This is a genomic window from Sphingobium xenophagum NBRC 107872, assembly GCF_000367345.1.
Taxonomy (GTDB): domain Bacteria; phylum Pseudomonadota; class Alphaproteobacteria; order Sphingomonadales; family Sphingomonadaceae; genus Sphingobium; species Sphingobium xenophagum.
Genome location: NZ_BARE01000002.1, coordinates 75,128 through 92,558, shown reverse-complemented (window position 1 = coordinate 92,558; position 17,431 = coordinate 75,128). Strand labels below are relative to the sequence as shown.

Here is a 17,431-nt window from a genome sequence, read left to right as displayed (position 1 = left end):
TGTTCAGCCTTTCTTCTGGCGACGGATTTCTTCACGAACGCTGTGACCCAGCGCATCGGCGACGAGGGCGCCCTGTTCGGCGACATGGCGCTTGGCGAGGCCCGTGGCGGGCGACGCCGATGCCTTGCGACCGGCATAGCGGGCGCGCATCGGCGCCTTGCCGGCACTCGCCAGCGCTTCCTCGATATAAGGCTCCACATGGAACCATGCACCATTGTTGCGCGGTTCTTCCTGGCACCAGATCACTTCCGTCAGATTGGTCATCCGCTTGATACGGATGGCCAGCGCATCGGTCGGGAAGGGATAGAGCTGTTCGATACGCACGATCTGGGTATTCTTGTCACCCGCCGCATCGCGCGCCTCAATCAGGTCATAGGCGACCTTGCCCGAACACAGAACCAGACGCTCCGTTTCCGCGTCCGGCGCCGGGTTGGTATCCGACAGGATGCGCATGAAGTGCGTATCGCCCTGGAAGTCCTGCGCCTGACTTACCGCCAGCTTGTGCCGCAGCAGCGACTTGGGCGTCATGATGATCAACGGCTTGCGGAACGGGCGCAACATCTGGCGACGCAGGACATGGAAATAATTGGCCGGCGTCGTGATGTTGGCGACCTGGATATTGCCTTCCGCGCACAGTTGCAGGAAGCGTTCCAGACGCGCCGAACTATGTTCCGGCCCCTGCCCTTCATAGCCATGCGGCAACAGGCAGACGAGCCCGTTGGAGCGCAGCCATTTGGTTTCCGACGATGCGATATACTGGTCGAAGATGATCTGCGCGCCATTGGCGAAGTCGCCAAACTGCGCTTCCCACAGCACCAGGCTCTTGGGGTCGGCGAGCGCATAGCCATATTCAAAGCCCAGCACGCCATATTCGGACAAGGGGCTATCCAGCACCTCGAACCGGCCATGGGGCACGGTCGACAGCGGGATATATTTCTTCTCCGTATTCTGGTCGACCCAGACCGAATGGCGCTGGCTGAACGTGCCACGACCGGAATCCTGCCCCGACAGTCGCACGCCATAGCCTTCCGACAGGAGCGAGCCAAAGGCCAGCGCCTCGCCGGTCGCCCAGTCGAAATTCGCGCCCGACTTGAACATCTCCGCCTTGGCATCCAACACGCGCTGAAGCGTCTTGTGGACGGTGTGGCCCTGCGGCACGGTGGTCAGCGTCTTGCCCAGGCTGTCGAACAGCTTGGGGCTGATCGCCGATTCAACGCTCTGGCGCGCGGTTTCAGCATCGGCAGGCTTGTGCAGTCCCGACCAGCGGCCCGCAAACCAGTCGGCCTTGTTGGCCTTGTAGCTTTTGGACGCCTCAAACTCGTCTTCCAGATGGTTGACGAAGTCGCCCGTCGTCTTGGTGACATAATCATCGTCGACCACGCCCTGCGCCTTCAGGCGGGTGGCGTAGACTTCACTGACCGGCGGATGCTGGCGGATCTTCGCATACATCAGCGGCTGGGTGAATGACGGCTCGTCGCCTTCATTATGGCCGAAGCGGCGATAGCACCACATGTCGATCACGATGTCGCGATGGAAGGTCTGGCGATATTCGACCGCCAGCTTGCAGGCGAAAGTCACCGCTTCGGGATCGTCGCCATTCACATGCAGGATCGGCGCCTGCACACCCTTCGCCACGTCGGACGGATAGGGCGAGCCGCGCGAGAATTGCGGGCTGGTGGTGAAGCCGACCTGGTTGTTGACGATGAAATGGATGCAACCGCCGGTATTGTAACCCGCAACCCCGGAAAAGCCGAGGCATTCCCAGACGATACCCTGACCCGCAAAGGCCGCGTCGCCATGGATGAGCACCGGCAAAACCTGCTCATGCTTGGCCAGATCGTCGCGGAACGTCTGCTGCGCACGCACCTTGCCGAGCACCACCGGATCGACGGTTTCAAGGTGCGAGGGGTTGGGGACCAGCGACATGTGGACCTTGACCCCGTCAAATTCGCGGTCGGTCGATGTGCCCAGATGATATTTGACGTCGCCCGAACCACCGACATCTTCCGGGTTCGCGGTGCCGCCGGAAAATTCATGGAAGATGACGCGAAAGCCCTTGGCCATCACATTGGCCAGCACGTTCAGGCGGCCACGATGGGCCATGCCATAGACGATTTCACGGATGCCCGACTGGCCGCCATATTTGATGACCGCTTCGAGCGCGGGGATCATCGATTCGCCGCCGTCCAGACCAAAGCGCTTGGTGCCGACATATTTGCGGCCCAGGAACTTTTCATATTGTTCGCCCTGGATGACCTTGGCCAGGATCGCCTTCTTGCCCTCTGGCGTGAAGATGATTTCCTTGTCCTTGCCTTCCATCCGCTCCTGAAGGAAACGGCGTTCCTCCACATCGGCGATGTGCATATATTCCAGGCCGACATTGCCGCAATAATTGGCACGCAGGATCGCGACGATTTCGGTCACGGTCGCAAATTGCAGGCCCAGCGTGCCGCCCAGGAATATCTTTTTGGCCGGATCGGTCAGGCCATGATATTCCGGCGTCAGATCGGCCGGCAAGTCGCGCTGGGTCAGCCCAAGCGGATCGAGATTGGCAGCGAGATGACCGCGCACGCGATAGGTGCGGATCAACATCTGCGCGCGAATGGCGTCCTCTGCCGCCTGCGCTATGTCGGCGTCCGACACCGACTTGCCCGCAGACTTGGCGGCGGCCTTTACGGCCACCTGCATCTGGGTCGGGTCCATCGCCCCGGTCAGGTCGTCGGTATCCGCCAGCGGCCAGTTGGGTCGCGCCCAGCTTGGACCTTGCTCGACTTCAAAATCCTGGTTTTCGTAACCCATCATCATATCCCATCCGTGCCGCGTGCAGTCGCGGTCGGGCAAAGGACGGCCGGGGTGCAGCCCGACCGCCTTACAGGCCTGATCAGCCCTTCAGCACTTCCAGCAGGGTCGTGCCCAGTTCGGACGGGCTGGCCGCAACCTTGATGCCCGCTGCTTCCATCGCGGCGATCTTGCTTTCCGCGTCGCCCTTGCCACCCGACACGATCGCGCCAGCGTGGCCCATGCGACGGCCCGGAGGGGCCGTGCGACCGGCGATGAAGCCGGCCATCGGCTTCTTGCGGCCCTTCTTGGCTTCGTCGATCAGGAACTGCGCCGCCTGCTCTTCCGCGTCACCGCCGATTTCACCGATCATGATGATCGATTCGGTGGCGTCGTCGGCCAGGAACAGTTCCAGCACGTCGATGAAGTTGGTGCCGTTGACCGGATCGCCGCCAATGCCGACAGCAGTGGTCTGGCCCAGGCCAGCGTTCGACGTCTGGAACACCGCTTCATAGGTCAAGGTGCCCGAACGCGACACGACGCCGACGCTGCCCGCCTTGAAAATGCTGCCGGGCATGATGCCGATCTTGCATTCATTGGGGGTCAGCACGCCGGGGCAGTTCGGGCCGATCAGGCGCGACTTGCTGCCCGACAGTGCGCGCTTCACGCGGACCATGTCGAGGACGGGGATGCCTTCGGTGATGCAGATGATCAGCGGAATTTCCGCGTCGATCGCTTCCAGGATCGAATCGGCCGCAAATGGCGGCGGCACGTACACAACCGACGCATCCGCGCCGGTCTTGGTCTTGGCTTCCAGCACCGTGTCGAACATGGGCAGGCCGATATGGGTCGAACCGCCTTTGCCCGGCGTGACGCCGGCAACCATCTGGGTGCCATAGGCGAGCGCCTGTTCGGTGTGGAAGGTGCCGGTGGCACCGGTCATCCCCTGGGTGATGACCTTGGTGTTCTTGTTCACCAGAATGGACATGCGTGTCCCTTTACATTCTGTGGACGTGGCACTTGGTCGAATGCATCCCGTTTCAGGCTGCGCACTTACCTGAAACGGGATGGTGCAGCTCTGAAGTGTCAGGCGAGCGAGGGATCAATACCCTTGCAAGCTTCCAGCAGTTCCTTGACGGCGTCGACCGAAACCTGAAGATTGGCTTTGGCTTCGTCGTTGAGTTCGATTTCGATGACCTGCTCGACGCCATCCTTGCCGATGATGACAGGCACGCCGACATAGAGATTGTCGACGCCATATTGGCCGGTCAGGTTGGCCGCGCAGGGCAGCAGGCGCTTCTTGTCGCCCAGATAGGATTCCGCCATCGCGATCGCGCTGGTGGCGGGCGCGTAGAAGGCAGAGCCGGTCTTGAGCAGCGCGACGATTTCGCCGCCACCCGAACGGGTGCGCTGAACGATGGCGTCGATACGCTCCTGGGTGGAGCGGCCCTGCTTGATGAGGTCAGGTACGGGGATGCCCGCAACGGTGGAATATTCGATCACCGGCACCATGGTATCCCCATGGCCGCCCAGCACGAAGCTGGTGACGTCCTTGGCCGACACGTTGAATTCTTCGGCCAGGAAGTGGTTGAAGCGCGAGCTGTCCAGCACGCCGGCCATACCGACGACCTTGTTGTGCGGCAGGCCCGAAAATTCGCGCAGCGCCCAGACCATCGCGTCGAGCGGGTTGGTGATGCAGATGACGAAGGCGTCGGGCGCGTTGGCGGCAATGCCTTCGCCCACCGCCTTCATGACTTTCAGGTTGATGCCCAGCAGGTCGTCGCGGCTCATGCCCGGCTTGCGCGCGACACCGGCGGTCACGATGATGACATCGGCGCCAGCAATATCGGCATAATCGTTGCTGCCGGTGATCTTGGCGTCGAAGCCTTCGACCGAAGCGCACTGGGACAGGTCGAGCGCCTTGCCCTGGGGCACGCCTTCCACGACATCGAACAGGACGATATCGCCCAGCCCCTTCAGGGCCGCGAGATGCGCGAGCGTGCCGCCAATGTTACCAGCGCCGATGAGCGCGATCTTGTTACGGGCCATATGTCTGTCATCCTCCAAGACGTAAACTCTGGAATTGATGGCCCGCTTAAGCCGATAATGCAGGGGTTTCAACTAACAAAGGCCGTAAGAGCAAATTATCTTTGCAACTCATTCGCAATTGCGATAAGAGCAGCAACACCCTGTCGCTCCCGGCTCCCACCCTGGCCGTCGAGCTGTCCCTGCAGCGGTATCCTGCCGGATGCTTTCCCGACGGAGAGCATCCGGTCTGTTTTTCCCCGTTTTCAGCAAGAAGATTGCGTCATGATGACGGCAGCGCACGGCGGGCCGTCCCCGCTGCGGTACCTATTTGGGACCGTGACCCAGCGCCAGATAATCGTCCGACTGCATTTCCATCAGTCGCGACACGGTCCGTTCAAATTCGAACGCGCCGTCTCCCTCCGGGTAGAGCCGCGCCGGTTCCGCGTCCGCCGACGCCAGCAACTTCACCTTATATTCGTAGAGCGAGTCGATCAGCGTCACGAAGCGCGCGGCCTCGTTGCGCTTCTCCGGCCCCAGGACCGGGATACCGACGATGATCACCGTATGATATTTCCGGGCGATCGCCAGATAGTCAGGCGCGCCGCGCGCCTCCGCGCATAACCGATTGAACGAAAAGACCGCCACGCCCTTCAGGCTCTTTGGCACATGGAGCGTCCGCCCGCCCTGCACCTTTATGTCCTCCGAGGGCACATGGGCGCGGTCGGACGGGGGATAATCGGTCAGGCGGAAAAATGCAGTGCTGAGCGCGACCGTCGCCGCTTCGCCATTGGGGCAGTGCCATAAGGTCGCGTCGCCCAGCCGGTCGCGGCGATAGTCGGTCGGGCCGTTCAGCGTCAGAACGTCCAGACGATCCTTGATCAGGTCGATGAAGGGCAGGAAAAGCTGACGGTTAAGTCCATTCTTGTAGAGTTCATCGGGTTCGCGGTTGGACGTCGTGACGATCGTCACCCGCTTTTCCAGCAGCCCGGTAAACAGGCGGGACATGATCGCGGCATCAGCCATATTATTGACGACCATTTCGTCAAAGCAGAGCAAGCGCGCTTCATCGGTCAGCGACTCCACGACCGGCGGGATCGGATCGCCCTTCTCCGACTTGCGGGCTTCCGCCAGCCGCGCATGGACGTCGAGCATGAATTCATGGAAATGCGCGCGCTTCTTGCGCTGGATCTTCACCGTGTCGAAGAACAGGTCCATCAGCATCGACTTGCCGCGACCGACCCCACCCCACATGTAGAGGCCGCGCGGCGGCTCAGGCATTTTGCGCAGCAGCTTCCACAGCGTCGAACCGCGTGCGGGAACCGCCTCCAATTGCTGCTGCAAGGTGTCGAGTCGCAACGCCGCCGCGCGCTGATCGGGATCGGCGCGCAATTCGCCAGCCGCGATCAGCGCCTCATATCGGGCAACCACCCCTGTCACTTGGCCACAATGACCTTGCGCAATGTAACGGTAGAGGCCGCGATCAAACCATCGCCCTGCGCGATCGTCATGCGCAGGAACAACATCTTGCTCGTTTCCTTGAGCAGTTCGACATCGGCGACCATCGTCAGACCGCGCTTGCCCAGGCCCAGATATTGCATCGACAGGTCAATGGTGAGCGCGGCCATCTGATCCTCACGCCCCATAGCCCAGAGCGCGATGAAATAGGCGTGATCGGCAAAGCCAGCGGCAAAACCGCCGTGCATATTGCCAAAGCGGTTCATGTGCTGCGGTCGCACCTCCAGCGCGACCCGCGCCTTGCCCGGCGCGTCGCTGCGCGCATAGCCGCCGCCGATCACCGAGGGGAAATCGACGCTGTCCGAATCGCCCCAGCGCCGCCAACCGCTCCAATCCTCCGCCGGTGCGGCGGAAGCCATCGCCTCGGTCTTACTCACGACAATCAGAGCTGCCGCTCGACCATCATCTTCTTGGTTTCGGCAATCGCCTTGGCCGGGGACAGACCCTTGGGGCAGACATTCGCGCAGTTCATGATGGTGTGGCAGCGATACAGGCGGAAGGGATCTTCCAGTTCGTCGAGACGATCGCCGGTATATTCATCGCGGCTGTCCGCCAGCCAGCGATAGGCCTGCAACAGGATGGCCGGGCCGAGGAACTTGTCCGAATTCCACCAGTAGGACGGGCAGCTGGTCGAACAGCAGGCGCACAGGATGCATTCGTAAAGGCCGTCCAGCTTCTCGCGATCGGCGGGCGACTGGAGCCGCTCCTTGCCCGATGGCGGCGGCGACACGGTCTTGAGCCAGGGCTGGATCGAATTATACTGCGCGTAGAAATGGGTGAAATCAGGAACCAGATCCTTGATCACGTCCATATGCGGCAGCGGCGTGATCCGCACGTCCTTGCCCGAACATTCCTCGATCGCGGTGGTGCAGGCCAGCCCGTTCTTGCCGTTCATGTTCATCGAACAGGAACCGCAAATCCCTTCACGGCAGGACCGGCGGAAGGTCAGCGTCGGATCATATTCATTCTTGATCTTGATCAGCGCGTCCAGAACCATCGGGCCGCAATTGTCGAGATCAATCTCATAGGTGTCGTAACGCGGGTTCTGCCCGGAGTCGGGATCGTAGCGATACACCTTAAAGCTGCGCACCTTCGTCGCGCCTGCGGGTGCGGGGTGGGTCACACCCTTGCCGCTGATCTTGCTGTTCTTGGGCAACGCAAATTCGGCCATCGCTCGTCGAGCCTCTTTCAGAGTGTCGTTCGGTCGCGGCCCGCATAACAAAAAATAAGCAAAGGTCCAGCACCTACAAAAGGGAAACGCGCCACCGCCCTTGCATCTGCACCGGCATCACCGCTAGGCGACAGGCCGTTTCGGAGCGTTTGTGACCTGATGGATATAGCCTTTCTCGCCATTGCCGAAGCGCAACAGCTCTACCATTGGCTGCCCGCCGCGCTGGAACTGGCGCGCCGTCCCGATGTGCGGGTCAGCATCCTATCACCGTCAGACCAGATCCTAGCCCTGGTCGCCAGCTATGACCCGGAAAAACGGCTTATCCCCGTGCGTTTGCGCCGTCCGCCAAGCCGCGCCGACTCGCTGTTCCGTCAGCCTTCGCGGCTCGCCACCCTGCTGCTCAACTACCCCACCATCGCACATTTTCCCGTGCTGGTGACGACCGAAATTTCGACCGCCTGGGCGCGCCGCGTCCCCGGTTTTTCCTCTCGCCTCATCCTCATCAAACATGGCGCGGGGGATCGCGAAGGCGGCTACAAGAAACGTCATGCCGATTTCGACCTGACGCTTGTCGCAGGCGAAAAGGACCGCCGCCGTCTGATCGGTCGCGGCCTCTGCACCCCCGATGCAGTCGCCGTCGGCGGCTATCCCAAATTCGAGCTGAAAGCGCCCCGCCAGCGATTCTTCGATAATGACCGGCCAGTGCTGCTCTACAATCCCCATTTCGACCCAAAGCTCTCGTCATGGGTTACCCATGGTCCGGCAGTGCTGGCGACGCTGGAGGCGCTGCCCGACTGGAACGTCATCATCGCCCCCCACACGAAGCTGGCGCGCGCCGTCCCTCCCATCGTCAGCGCCGCGCCGCATATCCGGATCGACATGGGCAGCCGCCACTCGATCGACATGAGCTATACGATGAGCGCCGACGTCTATCTTGGCGACGTGTCCAGCCAGGTCTATGAATTCCTCATCCAGCCACGCCCCTGCATCTTCCTCAATCTCGACCGCCGCGATGCCAGCAGCGAAGCCTTCGCCCACTGGAAGCTGGGCCAGGTGATCGAGAGCGCCGATGCCCTGCCCGCAGCGCTCGCCCGCGCCGCAGACTTGCAACCGGGCTTCGTTGCTGCTCAGGAAGCGGCCATGCGCGATTCCATCGACCTTTCCCCCATCCCCGCGTCCCAGCGGCAGGCCGACATCATCCTGAACTTCGCGAAGCGCCCAAAGGACTCATAACGCCATGAGCCAGACCCTATCCACCACCCTTGGTCCCGTTCGCCTGATCGGCGACAATGCGACGCCGATCTGGGGCATGACCAATGCCGAGCGCAGCCGCCGCATGGCGGAGAGCGCCGCGAAGAATGGCAGCACGCTGGCTGTGGGCCAGGAACTGATATTCAACCTGACCTACGCCTTCGATCCACTGCTGCTGCGCCTCGCACTCGAAACACCAGGCACTATGTTCGTCTGGGGCGACGCGCCGATCGTCGGCCAAGTGCCGCAGGGCAGCGATCCGCTGACCGCACCCCATGTCATCGACCTGTCGGACGGTCGCACCCTCTACAACCGCCAGTTGCGCAAGCTGGAACAGCCGATGGTGCGGGAATTGACCCCGGCAACCCGGCGCGAGATTGAGCGGCGCAGCTATTTCGGCGCCTATAAGGGCGTCACCGACCTGCTGACCAAATATCTCTGGCCCGAACTGGCGCTGGTGCTGACGCGGATCGCGGCGCAGCTGCGCATGACCCCGAACATGGTTTCGGTGATCGGCGTGACCCTGTGCCTGCTTGCGACATGGTTGTTCGCGCAGGGCATGTACTGGACCGGCTTCCTGTCCGGCTTCATCTTCATGGTGCTCGACACGGTGGACGGCAAGCTTGCCCGTTGCACCATCACATCGTCCAAATGGGGCAATGTGATCGACCATGGTGTCGATCTGGTCCACCCGCCCTTCTGGTGGTATTTCTGGGGGACCGGGCTGGCCTATTGGGGGCTGGCGCTGTCGACCCGGACCTTCGCGCTGGTGATGGCGGCGGTGATCGCAGGCTATGTGCTGCAACGGCTGATCGAGGGGATGTTCCTCAAGGATTTCGGCATGGACATCCATGTCTGGCAGCGCTTCGACAGCCAGTTCCGTCTCATCACCGCGCGGCGCAACCCCAATATGGTCATCCTGTTCGTGTCGCTGCTGTTCGGGCGACCCGACATCGGCCTGATCGCACTGGCCTGGTGGACGGTCATTTCCCTGATCGTCCATGCCGTGCGGCTGGCGCAAGCCTATGCCGTCAAGCGGTCCGGGCAGCCAATTGTCAGCTGGATGGAGCAAGCCCGGCCATGAACCCCACGATCGAGAAATTCGGCTGGCCCGCCACGCTGATCGCGGAGTTCACCCACTGGGTCGTGCTGCTCCGCCCGGCCCAGCCGACGCTGGGGTCGCTGATCCTGGCGGCCAAAAGCGACGCCACGGCGTTCGGTGATCTGCCCGCGCAAGCCCATGCCGAACTCAAGACCGTCACCGCTGCGATCGAGGCGGCGCTGACCAAAGCGGTGGGCTATGCGAAGATCAACTATCTGATGCTGATGATGGTTGACCCCCACGTCCATTTCCACGTCATCCCCCGCTATGAAGGGACACGCAGCGCGGCGGGTGTGCGTGTGGCGGATGCGGGGTGGCCGGGACAGCCGGACCTTGGGTCTGCGGTCAAGCTCGACAGTGAGCTGGACAATGTAAAAGCGTGGCTGAAAATTCATTTCGATAACGAAATGAAGTAACCGGCAGTCTCTTTGACGACCGCCGCTTTTATCGCCCGTAGCGCCCCTCGGCGACCCATTTCGCGGTCAATGCCGTCGCCGCCTCGACATCCTGATGGAAGTCGACCTCCTGCCATTCCAGCCCCTCGATCGAGACGGTGCCGACCCGGTTGCCCTTGGCGATGATGTCGATCGCGCGCAGATACCAGCGTTCGACGCCTTCGGGGGTGCGCATCATCTGGTCGATCTGGTTGCGGAAGATTGCCGGGCCTTCGCCGGTGAAGGCCAGCATGCCGATCGATTCGGCGTTGGTGTCGGGCGGCAGCAGCCGCTTGCCGATATGGTGCAGCCGACCACTCTCGTCGCGGTTCACCTTCATATCGTCATCGTCATAGTCGGGCTTCACATCGACGGTCACGGTGATCGCATCCTGCGTCCCGGCTATAAGCTTCGCGACGATTTCGTCCGACACAATGGTGTCGCCGTTCAGGATGATGAAGTCCCGGTCCATCTCCTCCCGCACGATCCAGCAGGTGCCAAGGTTATCGGCCACCTGAAAGAAGGGGTTGAACACGCAGCGGATGCGCGCGCCGGTCTCGCGATAGAGTTGCAGCGCATGATCCTCGACCCGTTCGGTGCGGAACCCCGTCACCACCACGATGTCGGTCACGCCATTGGCGACCAGCGCGGCGATCTGCCAGCTGATCAGGGTGCGGCCGTTAAAGTCGATCATGCATTTGGGCACGTCGCGGGTCAGCGGCAACAGGCGCGATCCTTGCCCGGCGGACAGGATGATGGCTTTGGTGATGGTCATGGCGCGGGTCTTTAGAGTGGAAATTGGCCGAAAAAAAGGCGGCGTTTGCACTCGGTTCAGTGGGCGCTTAAAGCGCAGCGTGCTCCTGCGCAGGCAGGAGCCCAGATCGGAGCGAGGAACTGGGCTCCTGCCTGCGCAGGAGCACGTCGCGGTCAGTTTGAAGGACCTGGTTGGTTGATGTTCAAGCCCGGCGCAGCACAGGACGGCTTTTCCCGCATATTGGCCAATACCGGCTGGCTGCTGGGGGGCAAAGGCGTGGGCGCGGTCTTGAGCCTGGCCTATCTCGCCATCGTCACCCGCACGCTGGGCGTGGCCGATTTCGGGCGGTTCGCGCTGGTGCTGAGCGCGGCCACCGTCATCAAGACGATCACCAGTTTCGACAGCTGGCAGATCGTCGTGCGCTATGGCCAGACCCATCTGGCGGTGGACAATGGCGACGCGCTCAACCGGGTGCTGCGCTTCTGCATTATGATCGACCTTGCCTCCGCAGCGGTCGGCGGGGCGATTGCCGCCGTCATCATCCTGGCCTTTGGCGGCCTGCTGGAACTGCCGCCGGGCATGGGGTGGCAGGCATGGCTGTTCTGCATGGTGATGATGATCACGATCCGGTCCAGCCCCACCGGCATATTGCGCCTCTTCGACCGGTTCGATTCCGCCGCGCTCGCCGAAACCATGATCCCGGTCGGACGGATGATCGGCGCGGTCGCCGCGCTTTGGCTGATGCCGACGATCACCGGCTTTCTGATCGCCTGGGGCGCGGCGGAGCTATTATGTGCGCTCGCCTATTGGTGGCTCGCTCTGCGCGAGGGGCGTGGGCGGATCGGCGCGTGGCGCGCGGGACGGGCGCTGGACGCGCGGGCGGAAAATCCCGGCATTATCGGCTTCCTGACCGCCACCAACCTCCAGACCAGCCTGTCGTCCATGGGACAGCAAGTCGCGGTGCTGGTGGTCGGGCTGTTCGTCGGGCCAGTCGGCGCGGGCCTGTATCGCCTCGCCAACCAGCTTGCCAATTCGCTGACGAAGATTTCCAGCCTGCTGTCGCGCAGCATCTTCGTCGAGCTGTCACGCAGCGGCAGTCAGGGGGGCGAGGCGCTGGGCGCGCTGTTCCGCCGTACCAACCGGCTGGCGCTGGTCGCTGGCGCGGTGATCATCGCGCTGATCCTGACCATCGGCCATCCGCTGCTGGGTCTGATCGCCGGGCGGGAATTTCTGCCCGCCTATCCGCTGCTGCTGCTGCTGGGCATCGCCGCCTGCATCGACCTGATTGGCGTCAGCTATCGCCCGCTGCTGATGGCGACCGACCGGGCGGGCCTGTCGCTGCGCATCACCTTCATCTCGACCGCGCTTTTGCTGGGGATGCAGGCAGCGCTGTTGCCGCTTTACGGCACGATGGGCGCGGCCAGCGCCAATATCGTCGCGGCCATCGCCGGCTTCGTGATGATGGGCCTGGCCAGCCGCAAGGCTGTTCGCGCGCAAGGGTGAGCGGGCGGCTGGCGTCGCTCACCTTGCCCCGTTCGTTTCGAGCGCAGTCGAGAAACGTGGCCCGCGGTTTCTCGACTGCGCTCGAAACGAACGGCGGGTGGAAGATGACTCCGTGATCCCACCTCGCACGACGCCCAACGAAAAAGGGGCCGGAAAACCGGCCCCTTCTCGATCGTCTGACAGTAGCTGAAACGCTTAGCGCTTCGAGAACTGGAAGCTCTTGCGGGCCTTCGCCTTGCCGTACTTCTTACGTTCGACAACGCGGCTGTCGCGGGTCAGGAAGCCTTCGGCCTTGACCGCGCTGCGCAGCGCCGGTTCATATTTGGTCAGCGCCTGGGCGATGCCATGCTTGACCGCGCCGGCCTGACCCGAAAGGCCACCGCCCTTGACGGTGCAGATCACGTCATACTGACCGGTGCGGTCGGTGACGCCGAACGGCTGGTTGATCACCAGACGCAGGGTCGGACGGGCGAAATAGATTTCCTGATCGCGGCCATTGACCGTGATCTTGCCGGTGCCGGGCTTTACCCAGACGCGGGCAACGGCGTCCTTGCGGCGGCCGGTCGCATAGGCGCGGCCAAGATTGTCGATTTCCTGCTGGCGCAGCGGCATGGTCGACACGGGCGGCGCGATGGGCGCGTCAGCGGCAACGTCCGCAGCAGGCGCTTGCGCAGCGGCAGGCGCGGCAGCCGGAGCCGCGGCGGCTTCGGCAGCGATCTGTGCGAGATCGGACAGGGACTGGCGGTTATCGGACATTATGCACCCACCTTGTTCTTGCGGTTGCGCGACGCGAAGTCGAGCACTTCGGGGTTCTGGGCTTCATGCGGATGCTCGGCGCCGCCGAACACGCGCAGGTTGCGCATCTGCTGGCGACCCAGCGGGCCACGCGGGATCATGCGTTCGATCGCCTTTTCCAGCACGCGCTCAGGGAAACGGCCTTCCAGAATCTTGGCCGGGGTGGTTTCCTTGATGCCGCCGGCATAGCCGGTGTGCTTGTAATAAACCTTGTCGGTCAGCTTCTTGCCGGTGAACTTCACCTTGCCAGCATTGATGATGATGACATTGTCACCACAATCGACATGGGGCGTGAAGCTGGGCTTGTGCTTGCCGCGCAGGATGTTCGCCACGGTCGAAGCGAGACGGCCGACCACAAGGCCTTCCGCGTCGATCAGGACCCATTTTTTTTCGACCGTCGCCGGCGTCGCCGACTTGGTGGTCTTCATCAGCGCCTTCATGGTGCCAATTCTCCAGAATGAAAAAGGAAACCGGACGCCGTTGCCGACGCCCGGAAGTGGGGCGCTAATGACGGGTGGCAGGCTGTAAGTCAAGAGATTCGGCGGCTTTGCTGACGGGTAAAATAATACCCGTTGCTAATCGGTGGGCGTCAGATCCCGCTTCTCGGTCACCGCGCGCGTTCCCAGCGCCAGATTGCGCTGCTGCTGCTCGATCAGGCCGGTGCGCCGCGACAGGTGGTAAGTAACGCCGACAGCGATCCCCTGCCCAGCCAATTGTTCATCCAGATCGAGCGCGGCATCCGACCGCGCCGTCACCCGCAGCACGCCTTCGACCGGGACCGGACGGCCAAGCGGCGCGCCAGCGACCGTCCGCACGCCGCGCCCCGCGCCATCCTCCACCGTGTCGCCAGCAAACAGGAAGATCGGTCGCAACTCGCCCGCCAGCAACGCCAGCCGCCCTTCCGGCGACAGGCCCGACAGCAATGCCTGTACGGACAGCACGGCCTTGTGCCGCGGCGTGTCTGGCGCAAAGCTCGCCTGCATCTTTGCCAACCCGGCTTCTACCGCGCTCCAGACCGCATCCATATTGTCGAGCGCTGTAATCTGTCCCCTGGCATCGACATGAAAGCGATGCTCCACCCCGATCAGCGGCGTCAGCGCGGCGGCATAGGGTTCAGCGCCCGATGCAGGCGCATCGCTGTCGATAGTGCGCAAGGTGGCGTGGAGGATGTAGCCGTCCGCAACCTTGTCGAACCGCAGGTCGCGGGTCGCGGTGAACCGGCTGACCTTGCCTTCGACGGGGCGATGTTGCTCGATCCGATAGGTGAGATTGCGATCGACCGGCGGCGCGAAGGGGATGGCGATCGCTTCGGCCTGCGCCACCCCCGGCACCAGCAGCGCCAGCCAGAGCGCCGCTGCACGCATCGCCATCATATGCGCCGGGTGCCAATGGCATGCGCGCCCCAGGCTGCCGACGCCACGACCAGAGCGCCGACCGCCTGGTGCAGCACGGCGAGCGGCAGGGCGATGCCGCTCAGCACGGTCGCGATGCCCAGCACGATCTGCGTACCGACCGCCGCATTGATCGCGATCGAGGGTGCGCGCTGTCCGGCGCGCCTGGCCTGCCGGGCCAGCAGGATGAGCGCAACGGCAGCGCACCAGGCCCACCAGCGATGGAGAAAATGGACGAGATAGGGATCACTGGAGACGGTGGCCCAAAGGGAACCCATCCAGCTGATCCCTTCCGGCACCAGATGATCGTTCATCAGCGGCCAGGTGCTGGATACATAGCCCGCATCCAGACCGGCCGTGAAAGCGCCCAACATGAGCTGCACGAACAGCGCCAGCAGCGCGACGAGCGCCAGCGGCCGCAATCGTGCCGGACGGGCGCGGCTGTTGCGCGACAGCGCCAGCAGATCGAGCGCGGTCCAGATCAATCCGCCGATGATGAAGAGCGCCGTCAGCAAATGTACCGCCAGCCGGTAATGGCTGACATCGGTGCGCAAGGTCAGGCCCGACTTGACCATCCACCAACCAATCGCCCCCTGCAATCCGCCGAGCGCCAGCAGCGCCACCAGCCGGGGGCCGTAACCCGCCGGAATGGCGCGTTTCCACGCAAACCATGCCAGCGGCAAGGCGAAGGCGATCCCGATCAGCCGCCCCAGCAGCCGATGCAGCCATTCCCAGAAGAAGATGAACTGGAAATCGGACAGGCTCATGCCCCGGTTGATCTGCTGATATTCGGGGATTTGCTGATAGAGGCGGAAGGCCTCCATCCACTGATCATGGGTCAGCGGCGGTATGGCGCCGGTGATCGGCTTCCACTGGGTGATCGACAGGCCCGATTCGGTCAGGCGGGTGATGCCGCCGACCACGACCATGAAGAATACCAGCGTAGCGACGAACAGCAACCAGCGGGCGATCGCCACCGGGCGGGGAGAGGGATTGGCCATAGCCGGTCCATGCCCCCAAGCCGATGGCGTTTCAAGCAGGACGTTCGGGACAGATTGTCCCAGACGTCAACGACAGGCTTTCCAGGCCGCGACCAGATCGCGCCCGCGCGCGCCAACCAGCGCCGCATCGTCGCCGGGGCGGTAGAGCGCACCCCCCACGCCGATCCCTTCGCATCCGCCCGTCAGCCACTCGCCGATCGTGTCCGCGCCGGTGCCGCCCACGGCCCAGACGCCGATATGTTTGGGGAGCACATCCTTGATCGCCTTCACATAGGCCGGGCCGAGCCGGGCGGCTGGAAAGAGCTTGATCCGGCGCGCGCCCGCGGCGATCGCGGCAAAGGCTTCGCTGGGGGTCATGAAGCCGGGCAGCAACTCAAGACCCAGTTCCGCGCCGCGCGCGATGACGGCGGGGTTGGTGTTGGGCGTCACCATGATGCGCCCACCCACGCCATGCAGTTGTTCCAGCGCCTCAACGCTCAGCACCGTGCCCCCGCCAATGATCGCGCGGTCGCCAAAGGCCTGTTGCATCGCGCCGATGCTGACGAGGGGGTCGGGCGAGTTGAACGGGACTTCGAGGATGCGGATGCCCGCCTCCACCAGCGCCGCAGCGACGTCCAGCGCCTCGTCCGGGCGGATGCCGCGCAGGATGGCGGCGATCGGCGGCGCGCCATCGGCCAACAGGTCGTCCATCGTCATACCAACATATCTCCAGCATAGCCCAGTCCGGCCAGCGCGCAGGCGTCGCCATCCAGACGGTGCGATTCCACGCCCTGCACGGCCAGCGCGCGGGCATAGCGATCCGACAGGCGCGCATCGCCGATCAGCGTCACGCCATGGTCCGCGCGCAACAAAGCACGCGCTTCGGCTATTTCGCCCCCGATCAGCAGGCCCGACAAATAGCCCAGCGCCCAATCGGCGGATCGCCCGGCACGCAGCCGCATCGCCCGCGCGGCGAACAATCCGGCCAGCACAGCCCCCTCCCCCGCCTGCGCCAGCCCTTCGGCAAAGCCCGCAGCCTCTTCGGCGGCATCGCCGACGCTATCCTTTGGCCCCAGCGTCGATCCGTCCCGCAGCAAGGCGAACAGTTCGCCGGTGGGCACGGTGCGGAACGCCAGCACCCGGCCATCCTCTACCAAGGCCCATTTGCTGTGGGTGCCCGGCAGCACGATCAGGCGACGGCCCTGCGCCAGTGCCGGATCACGCACGCAGGCGCCGAAAATCTGCGCTTCCTCGCCGCGCATCACGTCGGGGACGCCATCCGCGCCGGTACAGGCAAGTCCCGCCATGATCGCGATCGGCACGCCACGCCAGTCAAAGCCTGTGGCGACTGCGCGCCAGGCTGCCGCATCGGACGGGCAATCGGCATAGGGCGCCTCTACCCAGCCATCGCGCGCGCCAACCATGCCGCACAGGGTGATGGAAAGCGGCATGGCATCGGCCAGCCAGGGGGCGACCGTATCGGCAAAGGCGGCTTCCGCATTCCGCCCGGCGACAGCGATGCCCGGCCCGTCGCGGCGCGCGACGATCCGCCCGTCCTCGACCCGGAACAGGCGCAGATTGCTCGTTCCCCAATCGCCGATGACCCGATACGCGCTCATCGCGGACCGGCTTTCGTAAAAATCTCGATCCGCCTCACTTGTCCTCGACACAGCTTCTTGAATTCCTATTTGTCTGAGTATATCAGGAGGCCAAGCGCGTCAACGTGCCA

Annotated in this window: 17 protein-coding genes; 4 read left to right on the top strand and 13 right to left on the bottom strand. The window is 63.4% G+C overall.

What is annotated here, in order from left to right:
• Nucleotides 1–3: 3 nt before the first annotated feature.
• From SX1_RS01850 to SX1_RS01825, 6 genes are all read right to left on the bottom strand, one after another.
• Nucleotides 4–2,799: a 2-oxoglutarate dehydrogenase E1 component gene (locus SX1_RS01850; RefSeq protein ID WP_026002304.1), complete on the bottom strand. Its 2,796-nt coding sequence runs from the start codon at nt 2,797–2,799 to the stop codon at nt 4–6.
• Between the two features lie 82 nt (nt 2,800–2,881).
• A complete protein-coding gene (gene sucD, locus SX1_RS01845) occupies nt 2,882–3,766 on the bottom strand; it encodes a succinate--CoA ligase subunit alpha (RefSeq protein ID WP_019051676.1) in 885 nt (294 codons plus the stop codon).
• Nucleotides 3,767–3,864: 98 nt separating this feature from the next.
• The gene (mdh, locus tag SX1_RS01840) at nt 3,865–4,827 is read right to left on the bottom strand and encodes a malate dehydrogenase (protein ID WP_017182653.1); all 963 of its coding nucleotides are present in this window, start codon (nt 4,825–4,827) and stop codon (nt 3,865–3,867) included.
• A gap of 303 nt (nt 4,828–5,130) precedes the next feature.
• Nucleotides 5,131–6,243, bottom strand: coding sequence for a cell division protein ZapE (gene zapE / locus SX1_RS01835; RefSeq protein WP_026149407.1), 1,113 nt, complete (start codon nt 6,241–6,243; stop codon nt 5,131–5,133).
• Nucleotides 6,240–6,680: a PaaI family thioesterase gene (locus SX1_RS01830; RefSeq protein WP_019051674.1), complete on the bottom strand. Its 441-nt coding sequence runs from the start codon at nt 6,678–6,680 to the stop codon at nt 6,240–6,242. Before SX1_RS01830 ends, zapE begins: the two co-directional genes overlap by 4 nt.
• Nucleotides 6,681–6,703: 23 nt before the next feature.
• A complete protein-coding gene (locus SX1_RS01825) occupies nt 6,704–7,492 on the bottom strand; it encodes a succinate dehydrogenase iron-sulfur subunit (protein ID WP_017182650.1) in 789 nt (262 codons plus the stop codon).
• Between the two features lie 159 nt (nt 7,493–7,651).
• Here SX1_RS01825 and SX1_RS01820 point away from each other — a divergent pair, with 159 nt between their 5' ends.
• The 3 genes from SX1_RS01820 to SX1_RS01810 are packed head-to-tail and all read left to right on the top strand — an operon-like array spanning nt 7,652 to nt 10,261.
• Nucleotides 7,652–8,725 carry a CDP-glycerol glycerophosphotransferase family protein gene (locus tag SX1_RS01820; protein WP_019051673.1) on the top strand — a complete coding sequence of 358 codons (1,074 nt, stop codon included), beginning with the start codon at nt 7,652–7,654 and terminating at the stop codon, nt 8,723–8,725.
• A 4-nt stretch (nt 8,726–8,729) separates the two neighbouring features.
• Nucleotides 8,730–9,827 carry a CDP-alcohol phosphatidyltransferase family protein gene (locus SX1_RS01815; RefSeq protein WP_019051672.1) on the top strand — a complete coding sequence of 366 codons (1,098 nt, stop codon included), beginning with the start codon at nt 8,730–8,732 and terminating at the stop codon, nt 9,825–9,827.
• Entirely contained in the window at nt 9,824–10,261 is a 438-nt protein-coding gene (locus SX1_RS01810; RefSeq protein ID WP_019051671.1) for an HIT family protein, read from the top strand. Before SX1_RS01815 ends, SX1_RS01810 begins: the two co-directional genes overlap by 4 nt.
• A gap of 28 nt (nt 10,262–10,289) precedes the next feature.
• Here the strand turns inward: SX1_RS01810 and SX1_RS01805 are convergent, their stop codons facing one another.
• Nucleotides 10,290–11,054: a phosphocholine cytidylyltransferase family protein gene (locus SX1_RS01805; RefSeq protein ID WP_017182646.1), complete on the bottom strand. Its 765-nt coding sequence runs from the start codon at nt 11,052–11,054 to the stop codon at nt 10,290–10,292.
• 177 nt (nt 11,055–11,231) lie between these two features.
• Between SX1_RS01805 and SX1_RS01795 the strand changes: the two genes are divergently transcribed.
• Nucleotides 11,232–12,536 carry a lipopolysaccharide biosynthesis protein gene (locus tag SX1_RS01795; RefSeq protein WP_019051669.1) on the top strand — a complete coding sequence of 435 codons (1,305 nt, stop codon included), beginning with the start codon at nt 11,232–11,234 and terminating at the stop codon, nt 12,534–12,536.
• 195 nt (nt 12,537–12,731) lie between these two features.
• Here the strand turns inward: SX1_RS01795 and rpsI are convergent, their stop codons facing one another.
• The 6 genes from rpsI to SX1_RS01765 all read right to left on the bottom strand — a co-directional run bounded on the left by rpsI (nt 12,732) and on the right by SX1_RS01765 (nt 17,321).
• Nucleotides 12,732–13,292 (bottom strand): 30S ribosomal protein S9, encoded by a 561-nt coding sequence (gene rpsI, locus SX1_RS01790; RefSeq protein ID WP_017182644.1) that lies wholly within the window; start codon nt 13,290–13,292, stop codon nt 12,732–12,734.
• Entirely contained in the window at nt 13,292–13,771 is a 480-nt protein-coding gene (gene rplM / locus SX1_RS01785) for a 50S ribosomal protein L13 (RefSeq protein WP_017182643.1), read from the bottom strand. Before rplM ends, rpsI begins: the two co-directional genes overlap by 1 nt.
• Before the next feature lie 135 nt (nt 13,772–13,906).
• On the bottom strand, nt 13,907–14,704 hold the full coding sequence (locus tag SX1_RS01780; RefSeq protein WP_255209682.1) for a hypothetical protein: 798 nt from the start codon (nt 14,702–14,704) through the stop codon (nt 13,907–13,909).
• Nucleotides 14,701–15,723 carry a COX15/CtaA family protein gene (locus SX1_RS01775; protein WP_026149405.1) on the bottom strand — a complete coding sequence of 341 codons (1,023 nt, stop codon included), beginning with the start codon at nt 15,721–15,723 and terminating at the stop codon, nt 14,701–14,703. The genes SX1_RS01780 and SX1_RS01775 overlap by 4 nt, the downstream gene beginning before the upstream one ends.
• A 66-nt stretch (nt 15,724–15,789) precedes the next feature.
• A complete protein-coding gene (locus SX1_RS01770; RefSeq protein ID WP_019051666.1) occupies nt 15,790–16,419 on the bottom strand; it encodes a 2-dehydro-3-deoxy-6-phosphogalactonate aldolase in 630 nt (209 codons plus the stop codon).
• Nucleotides 16,416–17,321, bottom strand: a complete 906-nt coding sequence (locus tag SX1_RS01765; RefSeq protein ID WP_019051665.1) for a 2-dehydro-3-deoxygalactonokinase — start codon at nt 17,319–17,321, stop codon at nt 16,416–16,418. Before SX1_RS01765 ends, SX1_RS01770 begins: the two co-directional genes overlap by 4 nt.
• Between the last annotated feature and the right edge of the window lie 110 nt (nt 17,322–17,431).